At 66.4% G+C, this 22,233-nt stretch carries 23 protein-coding genes and 1 tRNA gene; 5 read left to right on the top strand and 19 right to left on the bottom strand.

Annotation, left to right across the window (positions count from 1 at the left end; genetic code table 11):
* Positions 1-365: 365 nt before the first annotated feature.
* Positions 366-439 (bottom strand) — tRNA-Lys (locus tag N0B15_RS15400).
* Between the two features lie 156 nt (positions 440-595).
* On the opposite strand from N0B15_RS15400, the gene N0B15_RS15395 reads away from it, so the two are divergent.
* Positions 596-2,044, top strand: a complete 1,449-nt coding sequence (locus N0B15_RS15395; protein WP_263020601.1) for a DHH family phosphoesterase — start codon at positions 596-598, stop codon at positions 2,042-2,044.
* Here the strand turns inward: N0B15_RS15395 and N0B15_RS15390 are convergent, their stop codons facing one another.
* The 10 genes from N0B15_RS15390 to N0B15_RS15345 all read right to left on the bottom strand — a co-directional run bounded on the left by N0B15_RS15390 (position 2,045) and on the right by N0B15_RS15345 (position 12,657).
* Positions 2,045-2,335 (bottom strand): PRC-barrel domain-containing protein, encoded by a 291-nt coding sequence (locus N0B15_RS15390; protein ID WP_263020600.1) that lies wholly within the window; start codon positions 2,333-2,335, stop codon positions 2,045-2,047.
* Between the two features lie 58 nt (positions 2,336-2,393).
* Positions 2,394-3,170, bottom strand: coding sequence for a helix-turn-helix transcriptional regulator (locus tag N0B15_RS15385; RefSeq protein WP_263020599.1), 777 nt, complete (start codon positions 3,168-3,170; stop codon positions 2,394-2,396).
* A gap of 336 nt (positions 3,171-3,506) precedes the next feature.
* Complete coding sequence (locus N0B15_RS15380) at positions 3,507-4,637, bottom strand: phosphotransacetylase family protein (RefSeq protein WP_263020598.1); 1,131 nt, start codon at positions 4,635-4,637, stop codon at positions 3,507-3,509.
* The gene (locus tag N0B15_RS15375) at positions 4,634-6,733 is read right to left on the bottom strand and encodes an acetate--CoA ligase family protein (protein ID WP_263020597.1); all 2,100 of its coding nucleotides are present in this window, start codon (positions 6,731-6,733) and stop codon (positions 4,634-4,636) included. Before N0B15_RS15375 ends, N0B15_RS15380 begins: the two co-directional genes overlap by 4 nt.
* Positions 6,734-6,808: 75 nt before the next feature.
* Entirely contained in the window at positions 6,809-7,870 is a 1,062-nt protein-coding gene (locus tag N0B15_RS15370; RefSeq protein ID WP_263020596.1) for a metal ABC transporter permease, read from the bottom strand.
* Positions 7,870-8,610 (bottom strand): metal ABC transporter ATP-binding protein, encoded by a 741-nt coding sequence (locus N0B15_RS15365; protein ID WP_263020608.1) that lies wholly within the window; start codon positions 8,608-8,610, stop codon positions 7,870-7,872. The genes N0B15_RS15370 and N0B15_RS15365 overlap by 1 nt, the downstream gene beginning before the upstream one ends.
* A gap of 239 nt (positions 8,611-8,849) precedes the next feature.
* Positions 8,850-10,238, bottom strand: coding sequence for a metal ABC transporter substrate-binding protein (locus N0B15_RS15360; protein WP_263020595.1), 1,389 nt, complete (start codon positions 10,236-10,238; stop codon positions 8,850-8,852).
* Between the two features lie 181 nt (positions 10,239-10,419).
* Positions 10,420-11,031 (bottom strand): hypothetical protein, encoded by a 612-nt coding sequence (locus N0B15_RS15355; protein ID WP_263020594.1) that lies wholly within the window; start codon positions 11,029-11,031, stop codon positions 10,420-10,422.
* A 204-nt stretch (positions 11,032-11,235) separates the two neighbouring features.
* Complete coding sequence (locus N0B15_RS15350) at positions 11,236-11,646, bottom strand: DUF7988 family protein (protein WP_263020593.1); 411 nt, start codon at positions 11,644-11,646, stop codon at positions 11,236-11,238.
* A 57-nt stretch (positions 11,647-11,703) separates the two neighbouring features.
* Positions 11,704-12,657, bottom strand: a complete 954-nt coding sequence (locus N0B15_RS15345; protein ID WP_263020592.1) for a carbohydrate kinase family protein — start codon at positions 12,655-12,657, stop codon at positions 11,704-11,706.
* Positions 12,658-12,825: 168 nt separating this feature from the next.
* On the opposite strand from N0B15_RS15345, the gene dpsA reads away from it, so the two are divergent.
* Entirely contained in the window at positions 12,826-13,371 is a 546-nt protein-coding gene (gene dpsA, locus N0B15_RS15340) for a DNA starvation/stationary phase protection protein DpsA (RefSeq protein WP_263020591.1), read from the top strand.
* A gap of 97 nt (positions 13,372-13,468) precedes the next feature.
* On the opposite strand, the gene N0B15_RS15335 is transcribed toward dpsA, so the two are convergent.
* The 4 genes from N0B15_RS15335 to N0B15_RS15320 form a co-directional block, all read right to left on the bottom strand.
* Entirely contained in the window at positions 13,469-13,648 is a 180-nt protein-coding gene (locus N0B15_RS15335) for a hypothetical protein (protein WP_263020590.1), read from the bottom strand.
* A gap of 137 nt (positions 13,649-13,785) precedes the next feature.
* The gene (gene purM / locus N0B15_RS15330) at positions 13,786-14,808 is read right to left on the bottom strand and encodes a phosphoribosylformylglycinamidine cyclo-ligase (RefSeq protein WP_263020589.1); all 1,023 of its coding nucleotides are present in this window, start codon (positions 14,806-14,808) and stop codon (positions 13,786-13,788) included.
* Between the two features lie 84 nt (positions 14,809-14,892).
* Positions 14,893-15,525 (bottom strand): zinc metalloprotease, encoded by a 633-nt coding sequence (locus N0B15_RS15325; RefSeq protein WP_263020588.1) that lies wholly within the window; start codon positions 15,523-15,525, stop codon positions 14,893-14,895.
* On the bottom strand, positions 15,522-17,297 hold the full coding sequence (locus N0B15_RS15320) for a TraB/GumN family protein (protein WP_263020587.1): 1,776 nt from the start codon (positions 17,295-17,297) through the stop codon (positions 15,522-15,524). Before N0B15_RS15320 ends, N0B15_RS15325 begins: the two co-directional genes overlap by 4 nt.
* A 105-nt stretch (positions 17,298-17,402) precedes the next feature.
* On the opposite strand from N0B15_RS15320, the gene N0B15_RS15315 reads away from it, so the two are divergent.
* Entirely contained in the window at positions 17,403-17,849 is a 447-nt protein-coding gene (locus N0B15_RS15315; protein WP_263020586.1) for an acyl-CoA thioesterase, read from the top strand.
* A gap of 64 nt (positions 17,850-17,913) precedes the next feature.
* Here the strand turns inward: N0B15_RS15315 and N0B15_RS15310 are convergent, their stop codons facing one another.
* Positions 17,914-18,705, bottom strand: coding sequence for an HAD-IIA family hydrolase (locus tag N0B15_RS15310; RefSeq protein WP_263020585.1), 792 nt, complete (start codon positions 18,703-18,705; stop codon positions 17,914-17,916).
* Between the two features lie 84 nt (positions 18,706-18,789).
* Here N0B15_RS15310 and N0B15_RS15305 point away from each other — a divergent pair, with 84 nt between their 5' ends.
* Positions 18,790-19,251 (top strand): DUF7992 family protein, encoded by a 462-nt coding sequence (locus N0B15_RS15305; protein ID WP_263020584.1) that lies wholly within the window; start codon positions 18,790-18,792, stop codon positions 19,249-19,251.
* Positions 19,252-19,331: 80 nt separating this feature from the next.
* Here N0B15_RS15305 and N0B15_RS15300 read toward each other — a convergent pair whose 3' ends face one another.
* From N0B15_RS15300 to N0B15_RS15290, 3 genes are all read right to left on the bottom strand, one after another.
* Positions 19,332-19,475: a rubrerythrin-like domain-containing protein gene (locus N0B15_RS15300; RefSeq protein WP_263020583.1), complete on the bottom strand. Its 144-nt coding sequence runs from the start codon at positions 19,473-19,475 to the stop codon at positions 19,332-19,334.
* Positions 19,476-19,560: 85 nt separating this feature from the next.
* Positions 19,561-19,851: a DUF8011 family protein gene (locus N0B15_RS15295; RefSeq protein ID WP_484549520.1), complete on the bottom strand. Its 291-nt coding sequence runs from the start codon at positions 19,849-19,851 to the stop codon at positions 19,561-19,563.
* A gap of 63 nt (positions 19,852-19,914) precedes the next feature.
* On the bottom strand, positions 19,915-20,673 hold the full coding sequence (locus N0B15_RS15290) for a DUF7958 family protein (RefSeq protein ID WP_263020581.1): 759 nt from the start codon (positions 20,671-20,673) through the stop codon (positions 19,915-19,917).
* A 261-nt stretch (positions 20,674-20,934) separates the two neighbouring features.
* Between N0B15_RS15290 and N0B15_RS15285 the strand changes: the two genes are divergently transcribed.
* Complete coding sequence (locus N0B15_RS15285) at positions 20,935-22,197, top strand: MFS transporter (RefSeq protein ID WP_263020580.1); 1,263 nt, start codon at positions 20,935-20,937, stop codon at positions 22,195-22,197.
* Positions 22,198-22,233: the final 36 nt, after the last annotated feature.

Genomic DNA, 22,233 nt, shown 5'->3' with positions numbered 1-22,233 from the left:
CCCAGTGAAGCGGGAAATCTTGGACATAGACATCCGCCGTTTCCCGCTTCAACTCCCTAGTTCTGACGGATCAAGTCGGCGCAGTCTGGCGATTCACCAGAGCCGTCTACTTCAAATCGCGCCGGATCCGATACTCACCGCTCGCGGAGTTGCTCGCGGTGAGAAACGGGCCGGGCGCGATTTGAACACACGGTCGGATGTGCTCGCTCACGGCTTCGCCGCTCGCAATCGCGGTCGCGAAGCGACCGCGTTCTCGCTGCGCGCAACCTCCCTGCGATTCAAATCGCTTCCGTCCGGTTCACTCACTGGCTCGCTCCTGGGTACTCACTCCGTTCGTACCACGCGTCGCTCACCAGTTCGTTGCACGGGCCGGGCGCGATTTGAACACGCGACCGTCTGATTAAGAGTCAGACGCTCTGCCTAACTGAGCTACCGGCCCTCGTATCGAGAGTTCGGATGCGCGTTGAAATACGTTTCTGTTGTATCCGGCCTGTGTCACTCGAGAACAGCCCACTTCCGTCACCGGCAATCGCCTGCAGAAAACGTCACAGTCTTCGGGAGCGTTAAGTAGACTGGGAACAACGACTCTGCCAACATGAGTACGGCGGTCACTATCTCTTCGATGTCGGATTACGCGATACTCGGCTGTGGGAGTGTCGGCTACGCCGTCGCCGAGGAACTCGTCGGGCAGGGCAAAGACGTCCTCATCATCGACCGCGACGAGAACCGCGTCGAGTCGCTGCGCGATCAGGACCTGGATGCGCGCAGAGCCGACATCGTCGAGCAGGAGACGGCCGACCTGGTCGCCGACCGGAGCGTCGTCCTCATCCTCGCCTCCGACGTCGAGGCGAACAAACAGGCACTCGAGCAGATCCGAGCGAACGACGGGACACAGTTCGTCGTCGCGCGGGCGAGCGACCCGGTCTCGGGTGACGAACTCTCGACGCTCGGCGCGGACATCGTCATCAATCCCTCGTCGGTGATCGCCGACTCGGCGCTCAGAGCGCTCGAGTCGGGCGAACTCGAGTACAACGCCGGGAAACTCGCCCGGCTGCTCGAGGAGACGAACACGCGGCTGGCGATCGTCACCCAGGACAACCCGGACCCGGATTCGATCGCGAGCGCGGCCGCCTTACAGGCGATCGCGACACACCTGGGCGTCGAGTCGGACGTGATCTACCTGGGAGACATCGGCCACCAGGAGAACCGGGCGTTCGTCAACCTCCTCGGAATCGAGCTGTTGCCGTGGCGCGACGTCGAGGATCCGTCGGTGTACGACACCGTCGCGCTCGTCGATTACGCGACCTCGGAGGAGATGGACCTGGGTGTCGACATCGTCATCGACCACCGCGAACTCACCGACGCCTACGACCCGTCGTTCGTCGACATCCGCCCGAACATGTCCTCGACCTCGACGATCGTGACGAAGTACATCCAGGAATTCGATATGAACGTCTCCGAGGAGGTCGCGACCGCCCTCCTCTACGGGATTCGCGCCCAGACGCTCGATTTCAAGCGCGACACGACGCCCGCGGATCTCACCGCCGCCGCCTACCTCTACCCGTTCGCGAACCACGACACGCTCGAGCAGGTCGAGTCGCCCTCGATGTCGCCGGAGACGCTCGACGTGCTCGCCGAGGCCATCGCGAACCGCGACGTCCAGGGCAGTCACCTCGTCTCGAACGCGGGCTACGTCAGGGATCGGGAGGCGCTCTCACAGGCGGCGAACCACCTGCTCAATCTCGAGGGCGTGACGACGACGGCGGTCTTCGGCGTCGCCGAGGAGACCATCTTCCTCGCCGCACGCTCGAAGGACATCCGGATGAACATCGGCAACGTACTGAGTGACGCTTACAGCGAGATCGGTGAGACGGCGGGTCACTCGACGCAGGCGAGTGCGGAGATTCCACTCGGCATCTTCACCGGGATCGATATCTCCGACGACACCCGGGATACGCTCCTCGAGTTGACCGAAGAGGCGGTCAAGCGGACGCTGTTCGACGCGATGGGTGTCGAGGGGAGTGAGGGAACGAACGGCTCCTGATCAGGCGACGATCTCTTCTTCTTCGTCGGGGTCGCGGACGCGCTCGACGACGTCGTTGACCAGGATGATGTCGCCGACGGCTCTGACCCAGCGGTAGGGAACGATGATTCCCTGGCCGCCGTTGATCGCTTCGGCGAACAGTTCTGCGTTGAGTCGACCGAGTGCGAGTCCGGTGACGGCCTCGCCGTCGACGTTGAGCCTGAGGTCTTCGACTTCGCCGACGAACACGCCGTTGTTCGAGTACACCTCGCGGCCGACGAGTGAGGTGATCTCCTGCGGTGTATCGTCCATACCAGGTCGCATGCGTGGCTCGCTCTTAAGAGTTAGTCAGACGGAGCCGGGCGCCGACTCACTCCCGGAGGACCGACAGCGGTGACGCCTGCTGCCAGAGCGACGCGAACGTCGACTCGGCCCACGCGACTGCGGGTTCGCTGTCGTTCGAGACGATAGCCTCGAGTCCGTCGTCAGACGTGACGACGAGCGACGCCACGACGCGGCCGGTCGGGTCGTGCCGGGAGAGCACCAGCGAGTACGGGAGCGTCGTCGTCGCCTCGCGGAGTTCGACGCGGCCGGCCGCCAGCGCTGCCGAGACGGGACCACGAAACTCCGTGGCGAGGTCGTCGAGGGTTTCGGAGGTGAACACGAACTCACACTCGAGACCGTCGTCGATTGCGTCGAGAGACGCCGCCACGAGGTGTGAGACGGTCTCCGTGACGAACACCCGCTGGTGTGTGCCGGTGAGTTGCGCTTCGAGTATCGAGCGCGACGGATCGTCGCCGACGCGAACGACGGTCGCCCCATCGACGAACGCACGCTCGAGCGGGACCGTCGGCGGAAGGGCCGAGAGGACATCGCTGGCGTCGGCGATAACAGTCACACGGTCGAGGAACTCCTCGTATTCGGCGAGTGCGAGTTCGCCGGCGAGCGTCAGCCGACACCGGCAGTCCGCACACGCGACGAGGTCGAACCGCTCGAGATCACAGATCGCGCGGTCGACGGTCGACCGGGAGACGCCGAGACGCTTGGCGAGGTCGTCTTTCCGCACCGGTCCCTCGAGCAGTGCCTCGAGAAACCGTCCACGGCGTGTGAGCACCGAGAGAACGGCCGACCCACCGTCGTTGCCCATCAACACATCTCGTCGAGACAACCCGATAAACATTTGGGTAGGTAGACAGTACCGGATGCGTGTGGGTGGGGACCTGCCAGTCTACTGGACGAGTCGGAACCCGTGACGGTCGGTTCGGCCGACCAGTTCGTTATAAAGAGCCACAATGCATATACCGGATGGTGACCGGAGCGGGAAGCCGAGCGACGAATGAGGATATACCACTGGGGAATATACACCTGAGTGCCGGGGTGCCTCTGACAACCGGCACGTTCTGGGTAGTTCGCGCGCCCGGACGACCTACCCAGACTGCAACTTTTGACGACGGTCTCGAGAACGGCGAGGACAGCGCACGCGCTACAGGCCGAGGATGGTCTCGAGGTGGGCGTGGTCGGTCAGCAGCGCCTCCATCCGGTCGACGGTTTGCTCGTCTCGAGTGCGGCCGCTTCGAATCACGTCTTCGGCGCGTTCGACGGTGGTGACCGTGTCTGTCTGGACCTGGACGATCGGAACGCCGCGCTCGGCGGCCTGTCCGAGGATCGGACCGGAGGGGCGGTGGCCGCCGGTGAGGACGAGACAGCGGACGCTCGGGGCTTCGAGTGCCGCCCGGTGAATTTCGGCACGGTCACCGCCAGTGATGACGGCGGCGTTCTTCGTCCGCCGGAAGTGGCGCAACGCGCTGTTGGCACCCATCGCACCGACGGAGAAGCGCTCGACGTACGCGTCGAGACCGTCGTCGACCAGGACGGTCGCGCCGAGTTCGTCCGCGAGTTCCGCGACGGTGACGCCGGCGAGCGAGCGCTCGCGAGGGAGGACGCCGAAGACCGGCACGCCGTTGCTCTCGAGGAAGCCGACGACGTCGGTCTCGAGCGTGTCGTAGGCACCATCGGAGACGTTGTTGAAGATGACGCCCTCGAACCGCTCACCGAGTGCGTCCGCACCGGCGAGGACGTCGTCGACGTCGCCGGGCACTTCGTACGGGGCGACGAGGACGACCCGGGCGTCGAGTAACGCCGCGACGTCGGCGTCGGTGAGGTCGACGATGCCGCCGAGTTCGAGTCGGCCCCCGCCCTCGAGAAAGAGCCGGTCACAGTCGGCGGCGAGCGTCGTGTAGGCCTCGTGGACGCGTTCACGGAGTTCGGTCGCGTTCTCCCGGCCGCGGATCGCCTGCTCGACGAACGTCGGCGAGTAGACGACCGGCTCCAGGTCGTGCATCTCGGCGTCGAGGTCGAGGAGGTCGCGAGCGAGCATCGGGTCCTCGTCGAGGGTCTTCCCGACCGTACTCTGGAGGCGGGTCCCCTTCGGCTTCATGTAGCCGACGCGGTCGCCGTGCTCGCGAGCGAGTCGAGCGAGCGCGAGCGTGATCGCCGTCTTTCCGAGGCTCTCCTCGAGCGAGGCGACGAGCAACGGCTGGATCTCGGGCGCGTCGGTCGCTGACGGTTCGGTTGTGGTCTGTTCGGGTGTGTCTGGCGGTGTGTCCTGAGTCATAGGGAAACCTCCGTGTCGAGGGTCAGTCTGAGGTCGATCGCCTGGACGCCGTCGGGACCGACGACCAGCGGGTTCACGTCGAGTTCGAGGATCGCCGGAAAGTCGGTGACGAGCTGGGAGAGACGGCCGAGCACGTCGACGATGGCGTCGACGTCGGCTGGCTCGCGTCCGCGCGCACCGCGAAGCAGTGGCGCGGCCCGTATCTCGTCGACCATCTCGCGAGCGGCCGTCGGGCCGATGGGGGCGACGCGAACCGCGGTGTCCTCGAGCACCTCGACGAAGATGCCACCGAGACCGAACAGGACCAGCGGGCCGAACTGCGGGTCGCGGTTCATCCCGACGATGGTCTCGGTTTGCCCCTCGAGGTCGAGTCGTTCCTGCACCTGCACGCCGAGGACGCGCGCGTCGGGCTGGTAGGTGCGCGCTCTCGAGACGAGGTCCTCGTAGGTGTCTTCGACCGCCGCGTCCGGGACGCCGACCCTGACGCCGCCGATGTCCGACTTGTGTGAGATGTCGGGGCTGACGATCTTCATCACCACGTCGCCCGGAATCGATTCGGCGACCGCGCGCGCCTCGTCGGGACCGTCGACGACCTCACCCGTGGGGATCGGAATGCCGTAGGCGTCGAGCAGTTCCATCGACTCGACGCCGAGACGGGCGTCGGAGCGCGAGCGGGCCCGCTCGAGGACGGCACGGGCGCGCTCTCTGTCGACGTCGAACGTCGTGGGTTCGTCTCGCGTCCGCTCGCGGACCTCGCGGTAGGTCGCGAGCGCGTCGAGACCCGAGACGGCCCGTGCCGGGTCGAAGTAGTTGGGGACGCCACCCTCGCGCAGTCGGTCGGCGGCCGCGCGCGAACGGGCACCACCCATCAGGCTCGTCGTCACTGGAACGGCGTGTTCCTCGGCGCGCTCGACGACGGTTCGGGCGAGGTCGTCGTACTCGAGCACCGCCGTCGGCGCGCTCACGACGACCGCCCCGCCGACGTTCGGGTCCGAGAGGACGATCTCGAGCGCCCGGTCGAAGCGCTCGACGTCCCCGTCGCCGAGGACGTCGACCGGGTTGTAGGCGGTCGCCTCGTCGGGCAGGGCGGTCTCGAGCGCGTCGATCGTCTCGTCGGTGAACGACGCCATCGAGAGACTCGAGTCACCGACGGCGTCGGTCGTGAGCACGCCCGGCCCGCCGGCGTTCGTCACGACAGCGATCCCGTCCGACTCGGGGAGTGGCAGGCCGGAGAGCGCTCGTGCGTAGTCGAACAGTTCCTGGACCGACCGCGCCCGGAGGACGCCCGCCTGCTCGAGTGCCGTCTCGTAGGCGCGTTCGCTCCCGGCGATCGATCCCGTGTGCGAGGAGGCGGCCTTCGCTCCGGCGTCGGTGCGCCCGGACTTGACGAGGACGATGGGCGTCTCGGTGGTGACCGCACTCGCCACCTCGAGGAACGCCTGGCCGTCGTCGATGCCCTCGAGGTAGCCGATGACGACGTCCGTCTCGTCGCTCTCGCCCCACTCGCGGACGAAGTCCGTCTCGGTGAGGACGGCCTCGTTACCCAGTGAGACGACGTCTCGAAACCCGATTCCCTGCTCGTTCGCCCAGTCGAGGACGGCCGTGATGAACGCACCCGACTGGCTCATAAACGAGATCGATCCCGGGAGCGCGTCGTCGGGACCGAACGTCGCGTTCAGGCCGACGGCGGTACCCATCACGCCGAGGCTGTTCGGGCCGACCAGGTGCAGGCCGTACTCGGCGGCGACCGACTCGAGTTCGCGCTCTCTGCGAGCGCCCTCTGCACCGGTTTCGCCGAAGCCGGCCGTAATGACGACGACGTGTTCGACACCCGACTCGCCGAGGTCACGCAGTGCGTCCACGACGGCCGGTGGCGGGACGACGACGACCGCGAGGTCGACCGTCGGTGCGCTCGCGACATCCGGATAGCACGTCACGCCGAGGACCGCCGTTCGGTTCGGATTGATCGGGACGACTTCGCCCTCGAACCCCTCGCGGAGATTCTCGAGAATCGCCCGGCCGACGGATGCCTCGCGGTCGGTCGCGCCGACGACGGCGACCCGGTCGGGTGTGAAGAGTTCGGATAACCTACCCATCGTTCGAAATTCAGCGAGGAGGGTGTTAAACGTGTCTGACGGTTCCGGCCGGGTGGGAGCCGGGGCAGCCGCCGGTCAGTGCGTCGAGAGCGCCGTCACCGACCGGCTCGACGCGAGAATCGCCAGCAGGTAGATGGCGATGGCGACGACGACGATCGACCCGCCGGGTGGCAGTCCCTGACTGATCGAGAAGGCGAACCCACCGAGGATCGACAGCTGGCCGAAACAGATCGAGAGAACGAGCGTCTCGCGGAAGCTGTGGGCGAGTTGTGAGGCGGCTGCGACGGGGACGACGAGCATCGCGGCGACGAGGATGACGCCCAGAATCTGCATCGCGCCGACGACGACGACCGCGGTCATCACGATCAGGAGGGTGTTGTACCAGGTCACGTTCAACTGTGCGACGTGAGCGGCCTGCTCGTCGAAGGTGATGAACAGCAGCTGTTTGTACGTGATCGCGACGACGGCGACGACGGCGACGGTGAGGACGGCCATCATCCGCGCACCTTCGACGGTCACGATGGCGAGACTGCCGAAGAGAAAGCCCTCGATGCTGATCGCGATGGAGATGACGTCCCGCCCCCAGCTAATGATCAGCGTCCCGACGGCGAAACTGCCGCTCAAGACGATGGCGATCGGCACGTCGCCGTAGGTGTTCGTGCGCTCGACGAGCCACTGGAGACCCAGCGCCCCGATCACGCTCACGACGAGCGCGACGAGCAACAGCGAGCCAGTCCAGCCGGTAAAGGCGATCACGACCAGACCGATCGCGACGCCCGCGAACGCCGTGTGCGCGAGCGTCTCGCCGATGAGCGCCATCTGCCGGTGGACCAGGTAGGTTCCGACCAGCGGCGCGGCGACACCGATCAGGACGCCCGTCGCGATGGCGCGCCACATGAACGGGTGGCGGAAGACGTTCGTCCCGAGGTAGTAGTCCATCCACTGGCCGACGACCATGAACTGCCCGAAGAGCAGGTCCGCCGGAGGGAACCCACGGAGCCAGTCGAGGGCGATGAACGCGAGCATCGCCACCGCCAGTGCAGCCGTCAGTCCCAGACCGACACGCTCGAGCGTTCGCCTGAGCGAGCGACGGGAGGTCTCGGTCTCGGGGACGGGTTCACTCACGCGTTCGCTCATCAGTGGTGGTGGTGGACGACTCTGCCCGTCGCGCCGTAGGCTTTCTCTAAGGCGTCGCTCTCGACGAACGACTCGGTGTCTCCGTGGTGGAACAGTTCGGTGTTGATACAGGCGATGCGCTCGGCGCGGTCGGTGACGACGCCGATGTCGTGTTCGATCAGGACGATCGTGATCCCCGACGCGTTGAGCGAGTCGAGCAGGCGGTAGAAGGCGTCACGCGACTCGGCGTCGACGCCGACGGTTGGCTCGTCGAGTGCGAGCAAGTCGGCCTCGGAGGCCAGCGCGCGAGCGATGTAGGTTCGCTGGCGCTGGCCGCCCGAGAGCTGATTGACCCGCCTGTCTGCGAGACCGCTGATCTCGACCGTCTCGAGTGCCTCCTCGACGATTTCGCGGTCACGGTCGGTCAGCCTCGAGAAGCCAGCGTGGGCGAAGCGGCCCATCGTCACCGCCTCGCGGACGGTGACCGGCATCGTACTCCCCCGGTTGGTCGCCTGCTGGGAGACGTAGCCGATGCGTCCGCGCTCGTCGAACGCCTCGACGGGCTGGCCGAACAGTTCGACCGTGCCGCTGTCGGGTTCGAGGAGACCGAGCATGAGGTGTAACAGCGTCGTCTTTCCCGAACCGTTCGGCCCGATCAGGCCGAGGAACTCGCCGGGTTCGATCCGCAAGGTGACGTCTCTGACGGCGTCTGCGTCGCCGTAGGCGAACGTCACGTCCTCGAGTGAAACGACCGGTGGCACGGGACTCTCGGTGGAGTCTCTGACGCCGGGGTGTTTATCTCTTTCATCTTCGACTCGAGTGTGAGTCTCGTCACCGCCGTTCTCGGCTCGCTCCCCTTCGTTGCCTGCCTGGTCCGTACTCTCGCGCCCGCCTCCGCCGTCCTCGCTCCGCTCGGCTTCACGGTCGTCACTCGAGGTGGGCCGGAGCGACGGCCGGTAGGAGGCGACTCGCTCGAGGAGACCTCGGCGAACGGTCGCCATCACTCGGCTCCGAGAGCCTTCCTGAGTGAGGGGAGGTTGATCTCTTCCATCTGTTCGACCCAGCCCCAGCCGTTCTCGTTCCACTCGAGGGTGGTCCCCTCGGCGGGGGTGAGCGGTGCGTAGTCGGTCGCGTCGGTGTTCTCGATGAGGACGTCGACCATGTTCGGCACCTCGTGGTCGGGGTCGTTCGTCTCGAACGGGTCGTAGAGGACGGTGTCGATGTCGTACTCTTCGATGACGTCGATCAGGCTGGCGACGTCTTCGAAGGACTCGGCGTCGTCCGGCGAGATGCCGACTGGGGTGTACAGTTCGAAGCCGTAGCGGTGTTCGATGTACTGATAGGAGTCGTGGCCGGCGAAGACGCCGACGGTGCGTGACGCCTCGTCGATGAGCTCTTCGAACTGCCGGTCGACGTCCTCGAGGCGCTCCGTGTAGGCGGCGGCGTTCGACTCGTAGTCGTCGGCGTTGTCGGGATCGATCTCGGCCAGTCCGTCGGCGATGGTGGCGACGATCTGCTGGGCCAACACCGGGTCGACCCAGACGTGCGGGTCGACGAACTCGTCTGCCGCCTCGTCCTCGCGCTCGGTGACGACGCTGACCGACATCGAGTCGGCGGACGTGTCCCAGATGACCTCGCCGTCGGCACGCAACTCGAAGACGAGCAGCGTCGTCCGGTCGTCGACGCCGTGGAGTTCGACGTACTCGCCGTGGGAGTCGATCTCGACAGATTCGGGTGCGCCGTCGACGAGTCGCGCGTCTAGCTGGAACTGTTCGTCCGCTCCCAGCGGGAGGACGCGCTCCTCGTCGTCGGTGATCACGGCGTCGATGGGGACGGACTCGTCGAGGACGACCGCCGGAAGGTTGCCGTGCCAGTGGTCGCCGTGCCAGTAGGCGACGACCTCGCCCGTCCGGCGGTCGATGGCGTCGAAGCCGCCGACCTCGAGCGTCTCCGGGTCGAAGTCGTAGTCGGTGTCGGGACTGGCAGGCGGTTCGCGGTCGACCGTGAGGAAGTGCTCGCTGAGTCCGGCCATGCCGTCGATGATCGTGACGTCGTCGTAGTCGCGCTCCAGGTCGGCGACGACCTGCTGGGCCCAGGCGAACTCGGCGGTGTCGAGGTAGACGAACACGTCGGTGGTGGCGATGTCGGCGGCTAAGTTGCCGTCGGGCTCCCACCCGTGGCCCATCTCGCCGACTCCGATGGGGTTCTCGAACTCGAACGTGTCCCCACCAACCTCTTCGGCCCAGTCCCACAGCGCGAAGAAGGCCGCGTAGCCCCGCCGCTCGTCCGTCCCACCCCAGTCACTCGGCGAACTCAGACAGCCAGCGAACGCGCCGGCCGTGAGCACGCCCGCACCACTCGAGAGTATCGAACGGCGTGTCAGATCCATATCCGATGAAGTGGCCCGCACGATAAAAGTATTATTATTTCACTGCCATTGGTTAATAATTCGTGGGCCAGTGGATCGTGTTCGCTAGCAACACGTTGAGAACGAAACCCCTCCGTCAGAGACGCCGAACACCGGTGGAGGGCCAAAAAACGGGTGTCAGCGGTTGATAGCCGAAGGACGACTACTCGTCGTCGTGGTGGTGATCGTCGTCGTGGTCGTCGTCGTGCTCTGCACCCTCTTCGAGTACCTGGGCGGTGATCGGCGGCGTCTGGTAGTCGGCGTGGTCGTCGTGCCAGATGAGGAAGACGACCTCGGTGACGCCGACGCTCTCGCCGGTCAGGTGGACGTGGTCGCCGTGGTAGTCGAACTCGAGGACGTCGTCGTCGGCCCCGTCTGCGACCTCGACGCGGAGTTCGTACTCGCCGCCCAGTTCGAACTCGTCGCCGTCGTCGTCGACGACCGACGCCCCGAGCGAGAGCGTCTCACCGACGGGGATGGCGGGAAGACTCCCGTGCCAGTGGTCGCCGTGGACGTCAGCGACTTCCTCGTCTTCGCCCCGGTCGATGACGCCGAACTCGTTGATGCCGATGTGGTCGAAGTAGTCAGCGTCGTCGTGGTGGTGGTCGTCATCGTGATGATCGTCGTCGTGACTGTGGTCGTCGTCGTGGTGATCATCGTCGTGGCTGTGGTCGTCGTCGTGACTGTGATCATCGTCGTGGCTGTGGTCGTCGTCGTGACTGTGATCGTCGTCGTGGCTGTGGTCGTCGCCACTGGCAGCCTCGTCGTCGTCCATACAGCCAGCAATGGCCAGGAGACCGAGCGACCCGGTCGCTGTCAGTACGGAACGGCGGGTTCTCGCGTGTGGTTCAGGAGTCATTAGCAGACACTGGGGGTAGATTACGAGAGGTTGCTAATGAAGCTGACGATGTTATTAAGATGTGCTGGTGATCCGCACAATCCTCCTGCGCTCGAGGCGCTCACAGCGGCGAGTGGGGTCTCACTCGAGCGAGACGACGACGCGTACGCCCTCGAGTCGGCGGTACCGAGGCTGGGGGTCGCGTTCGACGTCGAAGGTGTCGAAGCGGACGACGAGGCGGCCCGGATCGATCGTCGCCCGGAGGATCGGCCCTCGGCTCGTGACGACGACGTACGGTGGCGCGGCGACCGGCGACGCGGGGAGCGTACAGCCGGCCGAGTCGACGAGGTCGGCCAACACGAGCGGGAGCGCCGCGAGCACGCCGGTCGACTCGAGGCGGGCGCGCAGTGGGTCGGTGATCGCCGCCGCGTCGGTCTGTGTCGGCGTTTCCCAGGCGTGGACGACCGCGTCCGCACAGCGCTCGACACCGTAGACGACGCTGCCGTGTTCGTCTCGAATCCGTCGCCTGACCGTTCGAACCAGCTGAGACACGGGCGAGTGGACGTACGCTGAACCCAAAGGGTTCTCGATGACGCTTCGAACCGACACTCACTGCCCGCCGAGGAGGGCCACGACCGCCTCCCGGTCCGGCAACGCCGTCATCGCACCGGGTGCCGTCGTCGACGACGCCGCGACCGCCCCGGCGAAGTGCAGCGCCTCCTCGAGCGGGTGTCCCTCGCCGAGCGAGGCGATGACGCCCGCGACGAAGGCGTCGCCCGCTCCCGTGGTGTCGACGACGTCGACGTCGAAGCCACCGTGTTCGACGAGACCCGGCCAGGGGGCGTCCTCGCTCGCGAACGCGAGCGCCCCCGCCTCGCCGCGCGTGAGAAACACCGTGTGCGGTCCCGCCTCGGTAGCCGCTCGAGCGACCGCCTCGGGTGTCTCGCCCTCGAAGCCGAGCAGGCGTAGCTCCTCGTCGGTGGCCTTCAGTACGTCCACGTGCGCGAGCGCCTCGCGCACAACGCGCACGAACGTGGCCTCGTCGGGCCACAGTTCGGCGCGCGCGTTCGGGTCGAACGAGACGGTACAGCCGGAGTCGCCCGCGCGCCGACAGAGGTCGAGCGTCGCCTCCCGCGAACTCTCGCTCGAGAGGGCGACCCCACCGGCGTGGACCCAGTCGACGGCCGCGAGGGTGTCGTCGTCGACGGTTCCCGACTCGAGGCGGGTATCGGCGGTGTCGTCGCGGTAGAAGGAGAACGTCCGGTCACCCGTCTCGTCGTGGGTGACGAACGCCAGCGTGGTCTGTGCGGCCGGGTCGGTCTCGAGAAACCGGTCGGGAATCCCCTCGCGTGCGAGCGTCTCGCGGAGGTAGCGGCCGAAGGGGTCGTCGCCGACGCGCGTCCAGAACAGCGGCGGGCACTCGAGGCGAGCGAGTGCAACGGCCACGTTCGCCGGTGCCCCGCCGGGTCTCCGTTCGAAGCCGTCGACGCGCGAGAGCGGGCCGGGCCGCTCGGGGAGGAAGTCGATCAGCGTCTCACCGGTGACGAGGACCTCTGCGTGCATCGTCACCGTCTGTTCGTGCAGGCGAGTTAACTCCCCCGCTGTGGTAGCGAGTCCACCGGAACGTGTGTGACAATGGCTGACGATACGGGAAGATTTTTTCCCAGATGAGAAAGAAAGGTTCTGGCGCGAGGAATCTTTAAGTGGCTGGATCGTGTACGTCGAGACGAGATGAGCACCCAGAAGACCGTCCGACAGTCGGCAGGTACCGTCGAGGAGAACGGACTCCGTCTCGAGCGGGAGAAGGCCGAACAGATCGTCGACGCGCTCAACACGGAGCTGGCCAACACGTACGTGTTGTACCACCAGCTCAAGAAGCACCACTGGGTCGTCGAGGGAGCCCAGTTCCTCGAACTCCACCGCTTCCTCGAGGAGTGCTACGAGCACGCAGAAGAGGGTGCAGACCTCATCGCCGAGCGCGCCCAGGCGCTCGGTGGCGTCCCCGTCTCGGGTCCGGCGAACCTGGAGGCGCGCGCCACCGTCGAGTTCGAAGGTGAGGACGTCTACGACGTCAGAACCATGTTCGAAAACGACCTCGAGATCTACGGCGACATCATCGAGTCGATGCGCGACAGCATCGAACTCGCGGCGAACCTCGGCGACTACGCCACCTCACAGATCCTCCGTGAGATCCTCGTCACCGTCGAGGACGACGCCCACCACTTCGAACACTACCTCGAAGACGACACGCTGGTACTCGAAGAAGCGACCCACTGAGACCGGACGCGTCGGCCCACTGATCACGACTTCTTTCGGACCGCACTCGAGACGAGAGCGGCCGCTCTCGCTCGTGCGCTCGAGAACCCGGGCTACTCTATCGCTCGAGGTCGACCGCCACGTCGCTCGCGAGCCAGCCGTCGGTGTTGTTCCGTTCGGTGAGAACGAGCGTACCGGGGCGTGGTTCGTGGTACGAGACGATCGGTTCACAGGTTTCGGCGGCGAGTGCATCGTCGGGAGAGTCAGCGCCACCCTGACGGTCGGTGGAGACGTCCATCACTACGAGTTAGGCGGGCCTAAAACTAAAAAGATTTTGGTCCGCCTAGGTTCTCGGTAGCTGCCACGTCCGGTCGCTCGAGCGGGCTGTTCGGTGTCGGTCCGTCGAACGAACTACTCGGTCTACGTGTCGACCGCTCAGGAGAGCGACAGCCCGCGAATTTCGACGCTGTTGCCCTCCTCGACGCGGCCGATGATCGTTCCGCCGGTCTCGGCGGCGAACGCCTCGGCGCGCGCGTCGGGGAGCGAAACGACGAAGCCCGTCCCCATGTTGAACGTCCGGTGCATCTCCTCGTCGGTGACGCCGCCTTCGGACTGGATGAACTCGAAAATCGGCTGTGAGGGGTGTGGATCCTCGACCACGTAGCGACGGTCGCCCATCCGTAACAGGTTCGTCCACCCGCCGCCGGTGACGTGTGCGGCTGCGTTGACACCGTACTCGTGCATCGGCTCGAGGAGGTCGGTGTAGATACGCGTCGGCTCGAGCAACGCCTCGCCGATCGTCCGCTCCGGTGCGGGTGGGAACGGGTCCGTGTACTCGTGGCGGCGCGTCACCGCCTCGCGTGCGAGCGTCAGTCCGTTCGAGTGGATGCCGCTCGAGGCGAGACCGACGAGCGCGTCACCGACGGCTGCCTCGCCGTCGATCACCTCGTCTTTTTCCGCCAGTCCCGCACAGGTTCCCGCGAGGTCGAAGCCCGAGACGACTTCGGGCATGACCGCCGTCTCGCCACCTAAGAGCGTCATGCCGGACTGCTCGAGACCGACGGCGAGACCCTCGCCGATCTCACGGGTGAGTTCGTCGTTCGGCTCCTCGACGGCGAGGTAGTCGACGAAGGCGACCGGGGTGACGCCCGCCGCGACGAGGTCGTTGACGTTCATCGCGATGCAGTCGATGCCGACCGTCGAGAAGTCGCCCACCGCCTCGGCGACGAGCAGTTTGGTGCCGACGCCGTCGGTCGCCAGCGAGAGGTAGCGGTCGCCGATGTCGAGCAGCCCGGCGTACTCCGTAGTGAGACCGCTGCCGAACGCCGAGAGCAGCGCCGCCGTCGCGTCCTCGCTCGCGTCGATGTCGACGCCGGTGTCGGCGTAGGTCAGCCCCTCGGAGTCAGCGTCGTCGGCGCTCGCCTCCTGCGCGCGCTCCCCATCGTGGGTATCGGTCATGTCTGAACGACCTCGCGGGGTGAGCAAAAGGCCACCGTTTCGGCCCTCGAGTTGCCTCACTCGGCGGCGCCTGTCACACTCGGCTCACGGGAAGCCGAGTACGAGGAAGGCGACGGCCAGCAACAGGACGCTCGGGAGGAAGACGACGACGAAGACGCCCTTGTGCCAGTTCCAGACGGACTTGCCGTCGAGCGGGCCGAAGGGGATCATGTTGAACGCGGCGAGCAAGAGGTTGATGAGGACGCCGAGGTGGCCGATGTACGAGAGAATCCCCGGGAAGAAGAGAAACGGGACGAACAGCAGTGCGAGACCGTGGTTCGTCAGCGGACCCGCGAGTGCGATGATGCCGTTTTCGCGAAGCGTGATCCGCCCGCGGTGGTACACCGCCCCCGGCGCGGCGAAGAGAAAGCCGATGAGCGCGCTCATCACGGCGAGAAAGAGCATCTGGTAGTCGGCGCGAAACTCCGCGACCTGGCCGAAGCGGATCGCGACCACCTTGTGGGCGAGTTCGTGGAGCAAGAACGCGACGCCGACGGTGACGAAACTCAGCGCGATCATCGTCACGAACTCGGAGAGCGGTATCTCGAGGCGGTGGATCGGACTCAACAGCAGCGCGAACGCCACGCTGAGGACGACCCAGGCGATGGCCAGGTCGAGCAGTTCCTGCTGGCTGAACGAGAACGGCGACTGCGAGCGGGTCACGTCGGGGAAACTCACCAGGGGATCACCGCGCGGAGCAACTCGGCGCTGTTTCGCGCCCCGCGCAGCAGTTCGTCGGCGAGCGCGTCGACGCCGCCGAACTCCGGCCCGGCCAGCCACGGCAACACCGTGAGCACGAAGAGGAAGGTCGCGATCATACTCCCGATGTTGGTGAACGCGACGATCATGATCAGTCGAAACAGCGGCACGTCGAACATGTCCTTCAGCGCCCGCTCGAGCGGCCGTTCGGTGTCGCCGATGATCTCGTTGAGCGCCTGAATGTCGGCGACGTTGACCGGGCGTTTCCGGAGTTCGACGTAGCCGGCGAACCAGCCGGGAGCCAAGAGTGGATTGATGCTCGTCAGCCAGGCGACCGCGCCGCCGACGCCCGCGCTGCTCCAGCGTGCGCCCGCCAGTCGCGCGAGCGTGAACGCGAAGATGCCGTTGATGAGGAACCACGCGAGGAACAGCTGGAGCAGGAAGGTGTCCTGGACGCCAGCCATGAGCAAGAGACCGAAGAAGGCGACGAAGCCGATCATGAACAGGTAGCCCAGCACCTTCAGTACCGAGAACCGCCGCGTCGCGGCGGTGCCGGTGATCGACTCGAGCGGCGGGAGCGTCTCCGGGTTCTCGAGATAGCTATCGATGCCCGCTTTGTGGCCCGCGCCGACGACGGCGACGACGTTGTACCCCTGCGTTCTGAGCGCGTGGAGTTTGTGGGCGATGTAGGCGTCGCGTTCGTCGATCAGGGCGTTCGCACCGTGGGGGCTGAAGCGGCGAAACTCCTCCATCATCGCGGCGATGACGTCGCCGTCGGTGATGTTCTCGATGTCGAACTCGTCTAGGTCTTCGGTGTCGCCGGCGAGCACGTCGAGGACGAGACCGATGACGACGCCGAGCAGGGCACCGAGACCGACACCCGCGAGGATGCCGACGGCGCCACGGATCGTCAGCGATCCGGCGCTCTCGAACGCGCCCGCAGAGAGCGGGCCGACGAACGTGCCGGTCGCGACGAGCGCCAGACAGCCACCGACGCCGAGGACGAGTCCGGCGACCAGACGGAGGGCGAACCCGCCGAGCAGGCCGCCGGTGAACTGTTCGGTCGACTCGAGCGAGGGGACGAACAGTAACCCGACTAACAGGCCACCGAGTGCGCCGACGCCGAGCGCGCCGACGTACTGGAGAGTGGCCGGGTCGGAGACGCCGAGGGTGAGCAGCGACTCGAGACCGAGCAGTGGGGCGAAGACGGCGGCGAAGAGGAGTCCGAACGAGAGACCGACGACGGCACCGAAGGAGATGCCGATGGTCCGTGGGTCCGTGACGCCGAGGGCGAGACCGCCCACCATCCGCATCTTCTCGGTGAAGGTGAGCCGTGCCCAGAAGCGTTGCATCGTGACCTGGATGTCCCGGTCGACGAGCGCGACGCCGTGGCCGTTTCGTTCGGCGGCTTCGATCGCTGCGCGCATGTCCGCACCCGGTTCGATGTCGAACTGTTCGCCGAGCCGTGACTGGACGTACGAGAGCATCCAGTAGGCCAGAAACTGAAAGACCGTGTTCCCGCTCAGGAGGTCTTTCGCCTCGATGTCCTCTGGGGCTCCGCCTTGCATCTGCCGGAAGCGCCCCTCGTCGAGTTCGACGGCGACGACGTCGGGGCGCTCGCGGTCGACCGTCTCGTGTACGTCGTCGACGCTCGCTTTCGAGACGTGTGCCGTCCCGAGAACGTAGACCTCGCCGCGCTCGCGTTCCGGGGGACCTGCCTGGGAAACGGGCGCGTCGCCTGCATCGCTCATTAGCACCGTCAACTCGCTCACGGCTTTTACCAGTATCGAACGCGTGACGAAACCGGGGCGCGACGAACCGCCAAGACTGAGACGAATCCCCGAGTAGCGCCACCGATGACCGACCTCGAAGAGACGATCATCGAGAACCGCACCATGGTCCTGCCGAACCACGCGAACATCCTCGACACCGCCCACGGCGGCACCGTCATGAAGTGGATGGACGAGGTGGCGGCGATGTCGGCGATGCGCTTCGCCGGGCGGACCTGCGTGACCGCCAGCGTCGACCGGATGAGTTTCGAGCGCCCGATTCCCGTCGGCGACACGGCGTTCATCTGTGGCTACGTCTACGACGCCGGAACGACCAGCGTCAAGGTGCGGATCAGGACCTACCGCGAGGACCTGCGGACCCACGAGCGAGAACAGACGACGGAGTCGTACTTCGTCTTCGTCGCCATCGACGACGAGCGCGCCCCAGTTGCGGTCCCCGAGCTGACCGTCGCGAGCGAGGAGGGAGCACGACTCCGCGAGGACGCACTCGAGGGCGAGAACGGCGGTCGGTGAGCTGACTGACTCGGTGAGCGGTGCCTGTGACCCACAGCGGTCGGTCAGCCAGGCGATCCACAGCTCACTCGAGTACCCGGCTGATCTCGCCGAGCGACTCGAGGACGTAGTCGGGGTCGACGCTCGAGGCGGTGACGTCGTCGCGCGTCGTCACCCCCGAGAGGACGAGCACGGTCGTCATCCCGGCGCGCTCGCCGAGTGCGACGTCGGTGTCGAGTCGGTCGCCGACGACGAGCGTCGCCTCGGGTGGCGCGTCGATGAGCGCCATCGCCGCCGAGGCGGCCATCTCCGAGGGCTTGCCGAGTACGGCGTCGGGGTCCCGGCCGGCGGCCGCTGTCATCGCGGCGAGGATCGACCCCGTCCCTGGAATCGAGTGGCTCGCCCGTGGAATCGTCACGTCCGGGTCCGTTCCATAGAAGGGGAGGTCGCGCTCGAGCGCGGCGAGAGCGCGCTCGAGGTCCGCGAAGCGAAACTCCCGATCGATCGAGCCGAGGACGAGGTCGGCCGCGTCGGGGTCGTCGGTGACGGCCAGGCCGGCGTCCTCGAGAATCGACGCGAGACGGCGCTCGCCGACGAGAAACACCGTCTCCCCGGGATGTGTGTCGGCGAGGTACGCCGCCGTCACCGTCGCCGAGGTCAGGACCCGCTCCGGGTCGACATCGATGCCGTGGGCCGCGAGGCGATCACGGTAGTGCGCCCCGCCCCGCGTCGGGTTGTTCGAGAACAGCACCCGCGAGAGGGCTGCCCGCTCGAGCGCCCGCAGGCCCTCGAGTGCGCCGGGGACGAGGTGCTCACCGCGAACGATCGTTCCGTCGACGTCGAGGATGGCTGCCGCGTAGGCTCCGTCGTCGCTCATCACCCGCCGAGAGGAACCCACCGGGGTTGAGCCTTCGGGTGGTCGGAGCGAACCCTTATCGGCGAACCCGCCGAAGTGGGGTCCATGGGACTGGACGTGGACGCCCCCGCGCCACCGACGCTCTCGTTCGTCGACCCGAACGAGTACGAAGACGCGACGATCGTCGGCGACGGGGACATCGACTACCGCCGTGAGGAGCTGCAGGCGTTTCTCGAGGACGGGGCCTGGGAGGAGGCGTTCGACGCGTGGGTGAGCGAAGCCGACCTCGAACCCGACGCTTACCAGATCGCACTCGACCTCGAATTGTTCGCCGACTTCGACTTCTTCTGGGACGACTTCGCCGACCGCGTCGGCTACCACGCGCCGGGCATCCCCGAAGACTGGCGCGAGCGGGGCTACCACCCCAATCTCGACTCCTGGGGGACCGTCTCGGCGATCAACGCCGAACTCACCGAGTTCGGGCAGATCGTCTCCGAGGTGCTCAAAGACGAGTACATCGACTGGGAGGCCTCCTACGAACCGCCGGAGGACCTCCCCGACTTCTGACTCGAGACGGACTCGAGTGACGGAGGTAGCGAGCGCGAGTGAGAACCCTCGCACAGAGGTGATAGCCAGCCGAACGGTCGTTACTCCCTGGCGACGGCGATGTTGTGGACGTTCCCGTCACACTCGGGACAGCCGCCGGGCAGTTTCGAGGCCGTCGATCGGTACCCGCACTGGTAACACTCGAAGTAACACCGCTCGGGCGTATATGGGTCGTGGTATGCCATGTATGGCCGTGAGAATCGGACGTATGTAAACACATCCCTGAAACAGTATGCAGAATGTCCAGAGATGTGGAGGCGCTAATATCCGTTAATACAGTGGACGTCCGTCCACCGTGATCCGTTCGGTGAACGCTGTCACACGCAACCAGCCGACCGCCCGCCGGCGTGTCACTGGCAGCGACTCGGCGAGACCGGACGTGGCGAAGCCCACCGCGATCACGAGCGCGGGAAGCGAAGGAGACCCGCGCAGGATGTCGTAGTAGGCGTAGATGCCGAAGAAGACGAGCGAACCGACGAACAACACGACAGCGCTGCGTCTGCCGGCGGGTTCACCGAAGACGAACGCACCGAGACTGCTATAGTAGCCACTGCAAGTCAGTGTACACCTGATCGCCAGACGGGTCGGCGATTCCCGGGTAGGGTCGGCGTCGGCCAGCAGTGATCAGTCACCGGCCACTTCGAGGTCGGTCGTCTCGCGCATGCGGTCGACGTTCGGGTTGCCGATCCCCTCGAGTGCGCAGTCGTCGGGGACGGGTTCGTCGCGCAGCCAGTAGATATCCCGAATCTGGCACTTGAGGTGGTCGACGAGGAACGACTGGAACGGCCAGCCGAACGAGACCGGCAGGGTCTGTGGGGGCAGCCGACAGAGGACGTCCGGTTCGCGGTCGGGTGCGGCCATCGAATCCGCGGGGTTCAGATACTCCCAGCGGGTCTCCGCCGCCGTCACGAGTTCGAGGGCTGGACTCGTCACGTACTCGAGCGTCGGTGTCCCCGTCGGGTCCCGCAGGTAGAGGGCGATCGTGACGGTCACCACGTCCGCGGGGTCGGCGGTCGTCGGCGACGGCTCGAGCAACTCGTCGTAGAACTCCCGGAAGTAGCGGACGAACTCGGCCTCGCCGAGCGATTCGACGACCTCGATGCCCGCACGCAGCGTCGCTGGCCGTTCGGAGGGGCGGACGATAGCCGCGTCGGTCTCCTCGTCGGCGACGTAGCGGGCGTTCGCTCTGGCGGCGCGGATCATCCGCCGCTGGTCGGCCGTACACGCCTCGACGTCGGCCGGATACTGGTTGTACTGGTGGACCGCGATGTCTCCCGTCAGTTTGTCGATGGCGATGCGGTGGTCGACGCCGTTTCCGTCCCGGACGGTCACTACCGCTGCGTCCGGCGTGTCGTTCGTCAGTCGTGTGGTGAAGTTCCCCATATCGATCACTCCGCGAGAGGTCGCGCTGGCACGTCCCCGCCCCGACGCGTGTGCCGGCGTTCGGCGCGCCACGAAGATACAGCACGTACGACGTGAGCCATACTAAATTTTATGATTTAATACAGTAGTATATGGACCGGTTCCGGCCGTCGGCCGTCCGCTCGAGCGTGCGGTCCCGGTTCTGGTCTAGCGTCGACGCGCGCTCGAGCGGCGAACCGACGGATACACCTCGACGTACGCCTACTCTCGGGTACGTTCAGCATGTCGACTCCGACGATCCGTCGCCACCTGCGTGCGCTCGACGCACTGTTGCTGACGGCGTCCATCTGGTTTCTCGCGAAGTTCATCCGGTACGCCTTCCCGCCGCTGTTCGAGCCGCTGCAAGGGAGTTACGAGGTGTCGAACACCATCATCGGAGCCGCGTTCACCGGGTTCATGCTCGTCTACGCGCTCATGCAGTTCCCGTCGGGTGTCCTCGCCGACAGACTGGGGTCGGTCGTCGTCATCACTGCAGGGGCCGTCGTCGCCGCGGGGGCGTCGCTGCTCGTGGCGACGGAACCGCCGTTCGCGCTGCTCGTCCTGGCGATGGCGCTGATGGGAGCCGGGACCGGCGCGCACAAGACGGTCGCGGTGAAGCTCCTCTCGCGGGCCTACCCGACGCGGACCGGCCGCGCTCTCGGCGTCCTCGACACCATCGGCGCGTTCGGGGGCGTCGCCGCCCCCGCCGCCGTCGTCGTGGTCGCACTCGTCCCGGTGGTACTCGAGCCCGGCTGGCGGACGATATTCCTGGCGGCTGCGCTGGTGGGACTCGTCCTCGCCGTGACGTTCTCCCGGCGGGTCAGCCGACGGCTGCCCGCAGAGTCGCGCGACGGGCGGCGAGCGAGCGGAGGGGCGGACGACGAGACGGGCCTACAGAGCTACCTGGTGCTCTTCGGCGAGTGGCGCTTCACCACGTTCGTCCTGGCGACGGTGCTGTTCGCGCTCGCGTACAACGGCGCGGTCGCCTTCGTCCCGCTCTACCTCACTGACGAGGCGGGACTCACGACGGCGAGCGCGAGTCTCCTCTACAGCGCGCTGTTTCTCGTGAGCTTCGTCCAGCTCGTCACCGGCGACGTGAGCGACCGGGTGGGAACGCTCCCCGTCATCGTCTGTACACTCCTGCTGGCGACGGCCGGACTCGTCTGCTTCATCCTCCTGACCGCGAGTGCGAACCCGTTCGCCCTCGGCGCGGCAGTGGTCGCCCTCGGGCTCGGTGCCCACGGGTTCCGCCCCGTCAGAGGCTCGTACCTGATGGCCGTGCTCCCGTCGTCGACCGCCGGCGGCAGCCTCGGTATCGTCAGAACGCTGCTGATGGGCGCGGGTGCGCTCGCACCCGTCACCGTCGGGTACCTCTCGGAGACCGTCGGTTTCCAGCCGGCGTTCTGGCTCCTCGCGTGTTCGATGGCGGGTGCGGCCCTGCTGGCCGTGGTCCTCTGGCTGGTCGGGCCGACACCGGATCCGCGAGCCCGCACCTCGGAGCGCTGACCTGCCCGAATACTCACACGCGATGGACAGTCTCTC

This window comes from Natronobiforma cellulositropha (assembly GCF_025629245.1).
Lineage (GTDB): Archaea > Halobacteriota > Halobacteria > Halobacteriales > Natrialbaceae > Natronobiforma > Natronobiforma cellulositropha.
Note: the sequence above shows the minus strand (reverse complement) of the source record. Positions and strands in the feature narration are given on the sequence as shown.

What these genes read in the sequence shown, in the direction of transcription:
- N0B15_RS15370 (WP_263020596.1), bottom strand. Translation starts at nt 7,870, where the DNA reads ATGAGCGAACGCGTGAGTGAACCCGTCCCCGAGACCGAGACCTCCCGT.
- N0B15_RS15360 (WP_263020595.1), bottom strand. Translation starts at nt 10,238, where the DNA reads ATGGATCTGACACGCCGTTCGATACTCTCGAGTGGTGCGGGCGTGCTC.
- N0B15_RS15320 (WP_263020587.1), bottom strand. Translation starts at nt 17,297, where the DNA reads ATGAGCGATGCAGGCGACGCGCCCGTTTCCCAGGCAGGTCCCCCGGAA.
- N0B15_RS15375 (WP_263020597.1), bottom strand. Translation starts at nt 6,733, where the DNA reads ATGGGTAGGTTATCCGAACTCTTCACACCCGACCGGGTCGCCGTCGTC.
- N0B15_RS15310 (WP_263020585.1), bottom strand. Translation starts at nt 18,705, where the DNA reads ATGAGCGACGACGGAGCCTACGCGGCAGCCATCCTCGACGTCGACGGA.
- N0B15_RS15385 (WP_263020599.1), bottom strand. Translation starts at nt 3,170, where the DNA reads ATGGGCAACGACGGTGGGTCGGCCGTTCTCTCGGTGCTCACACGCCGT.
- N0B15_RS15380 (WP_263020598.1), bottom strand. Translation starts at nt 4,637, where the DNA reads ATGACTCAGGACACACCGCCAGACACACCCGAACAGACCACAACCGAA.
- N0B15_RS15390 (WP_263020600.1), bottom strand. Translation starts at nt 2,335, where the DNA reads ATGGACGATACACCGCAGGAGATCACCTCACTCGTCGGCCGCGAGGTG.
- N0B15_RS15355 (WP_263020594.1), bottom strand. Translation starts at nt 11,031, where the DNA reads ATGGACGACGACGAGGCTGCCAGTGGCGACGACCACAGCCACGACGAC.
- N0B15_RS15395 (WP_263020601.1), top strand. Translation starts at nt 596, where the DNA reads ATGAGTACGGCGGTCACTATCTCTTCGATGTCGGATTACGCGATACTC.
- dpsA (WP_263020591.1), top strand. Translation starts at nt 12,826, where the DNA reads ATGAGCACCCAGAAGACCGTCCGACAGTCGGCAGGTACCGTCGAGGAG.
- N0B15_RS15290 (WP_263020581.1), bottom strand. Translation starts at nt 20,673, where the DNA reads ATGGGGAACTTCACCACACGACTGACGAACGACACGCCGGACGCAGCG.
- N0B15_RS15335 (WP_263020590.1), bottom strand. Translation starts at nt 13,648, where the DNA reads ATGGACGTCTCCACCGACCGTCAGGGTGGCGCTGACTCTCCCGACGAT.
- N0B15_RS15300 (WP_263020583.1), bottom strand. Translation starts at nt 19,475, where the DNA reads ATGGCATACCACGACCCATATACGCCCGAGCGGTGTTACTTCGAGTGT.
- purM (WP_263020589.1), bottom strand. Translation starts at nt 14,808, where the DNA reads ATGACCGATACCCACGATGGGGAGCGCGCGCAGGAGGCGAGCGCCGAC.
- N0B15_RS15285 (WP_263020580.1), top strand. Translation starts at nt 20,935, where the DNA reads ATGTCGACTCCGACGATCCGTCGCCACCTGCGTGCGCTCGACGCACTG.
- N0B15_RS15315 (WP_263020586.1), top strand. Translation starts at nt 17,403, where the DNA reads ATGACCGACCTCGAAGAGACGATCATCGAGAACCGCACCATGGTCCTG.
- N0B15_RS15305 (WP_263020584.1), top strand. Translation starts at nt 18,790, where the DNA reads ATGGGACTGGACGTGGACGCCCCCGCGCCACCGACGCTCTCGTTCGTC.
- N0B15_RS15345 (WP_263020592.1), bottom strand. Translation starts at nt 12,657, where the DNA reads ATGCACGCAGAGGTCCTCGTCACCGGTGAGACGCTGATCGACTTCCTC.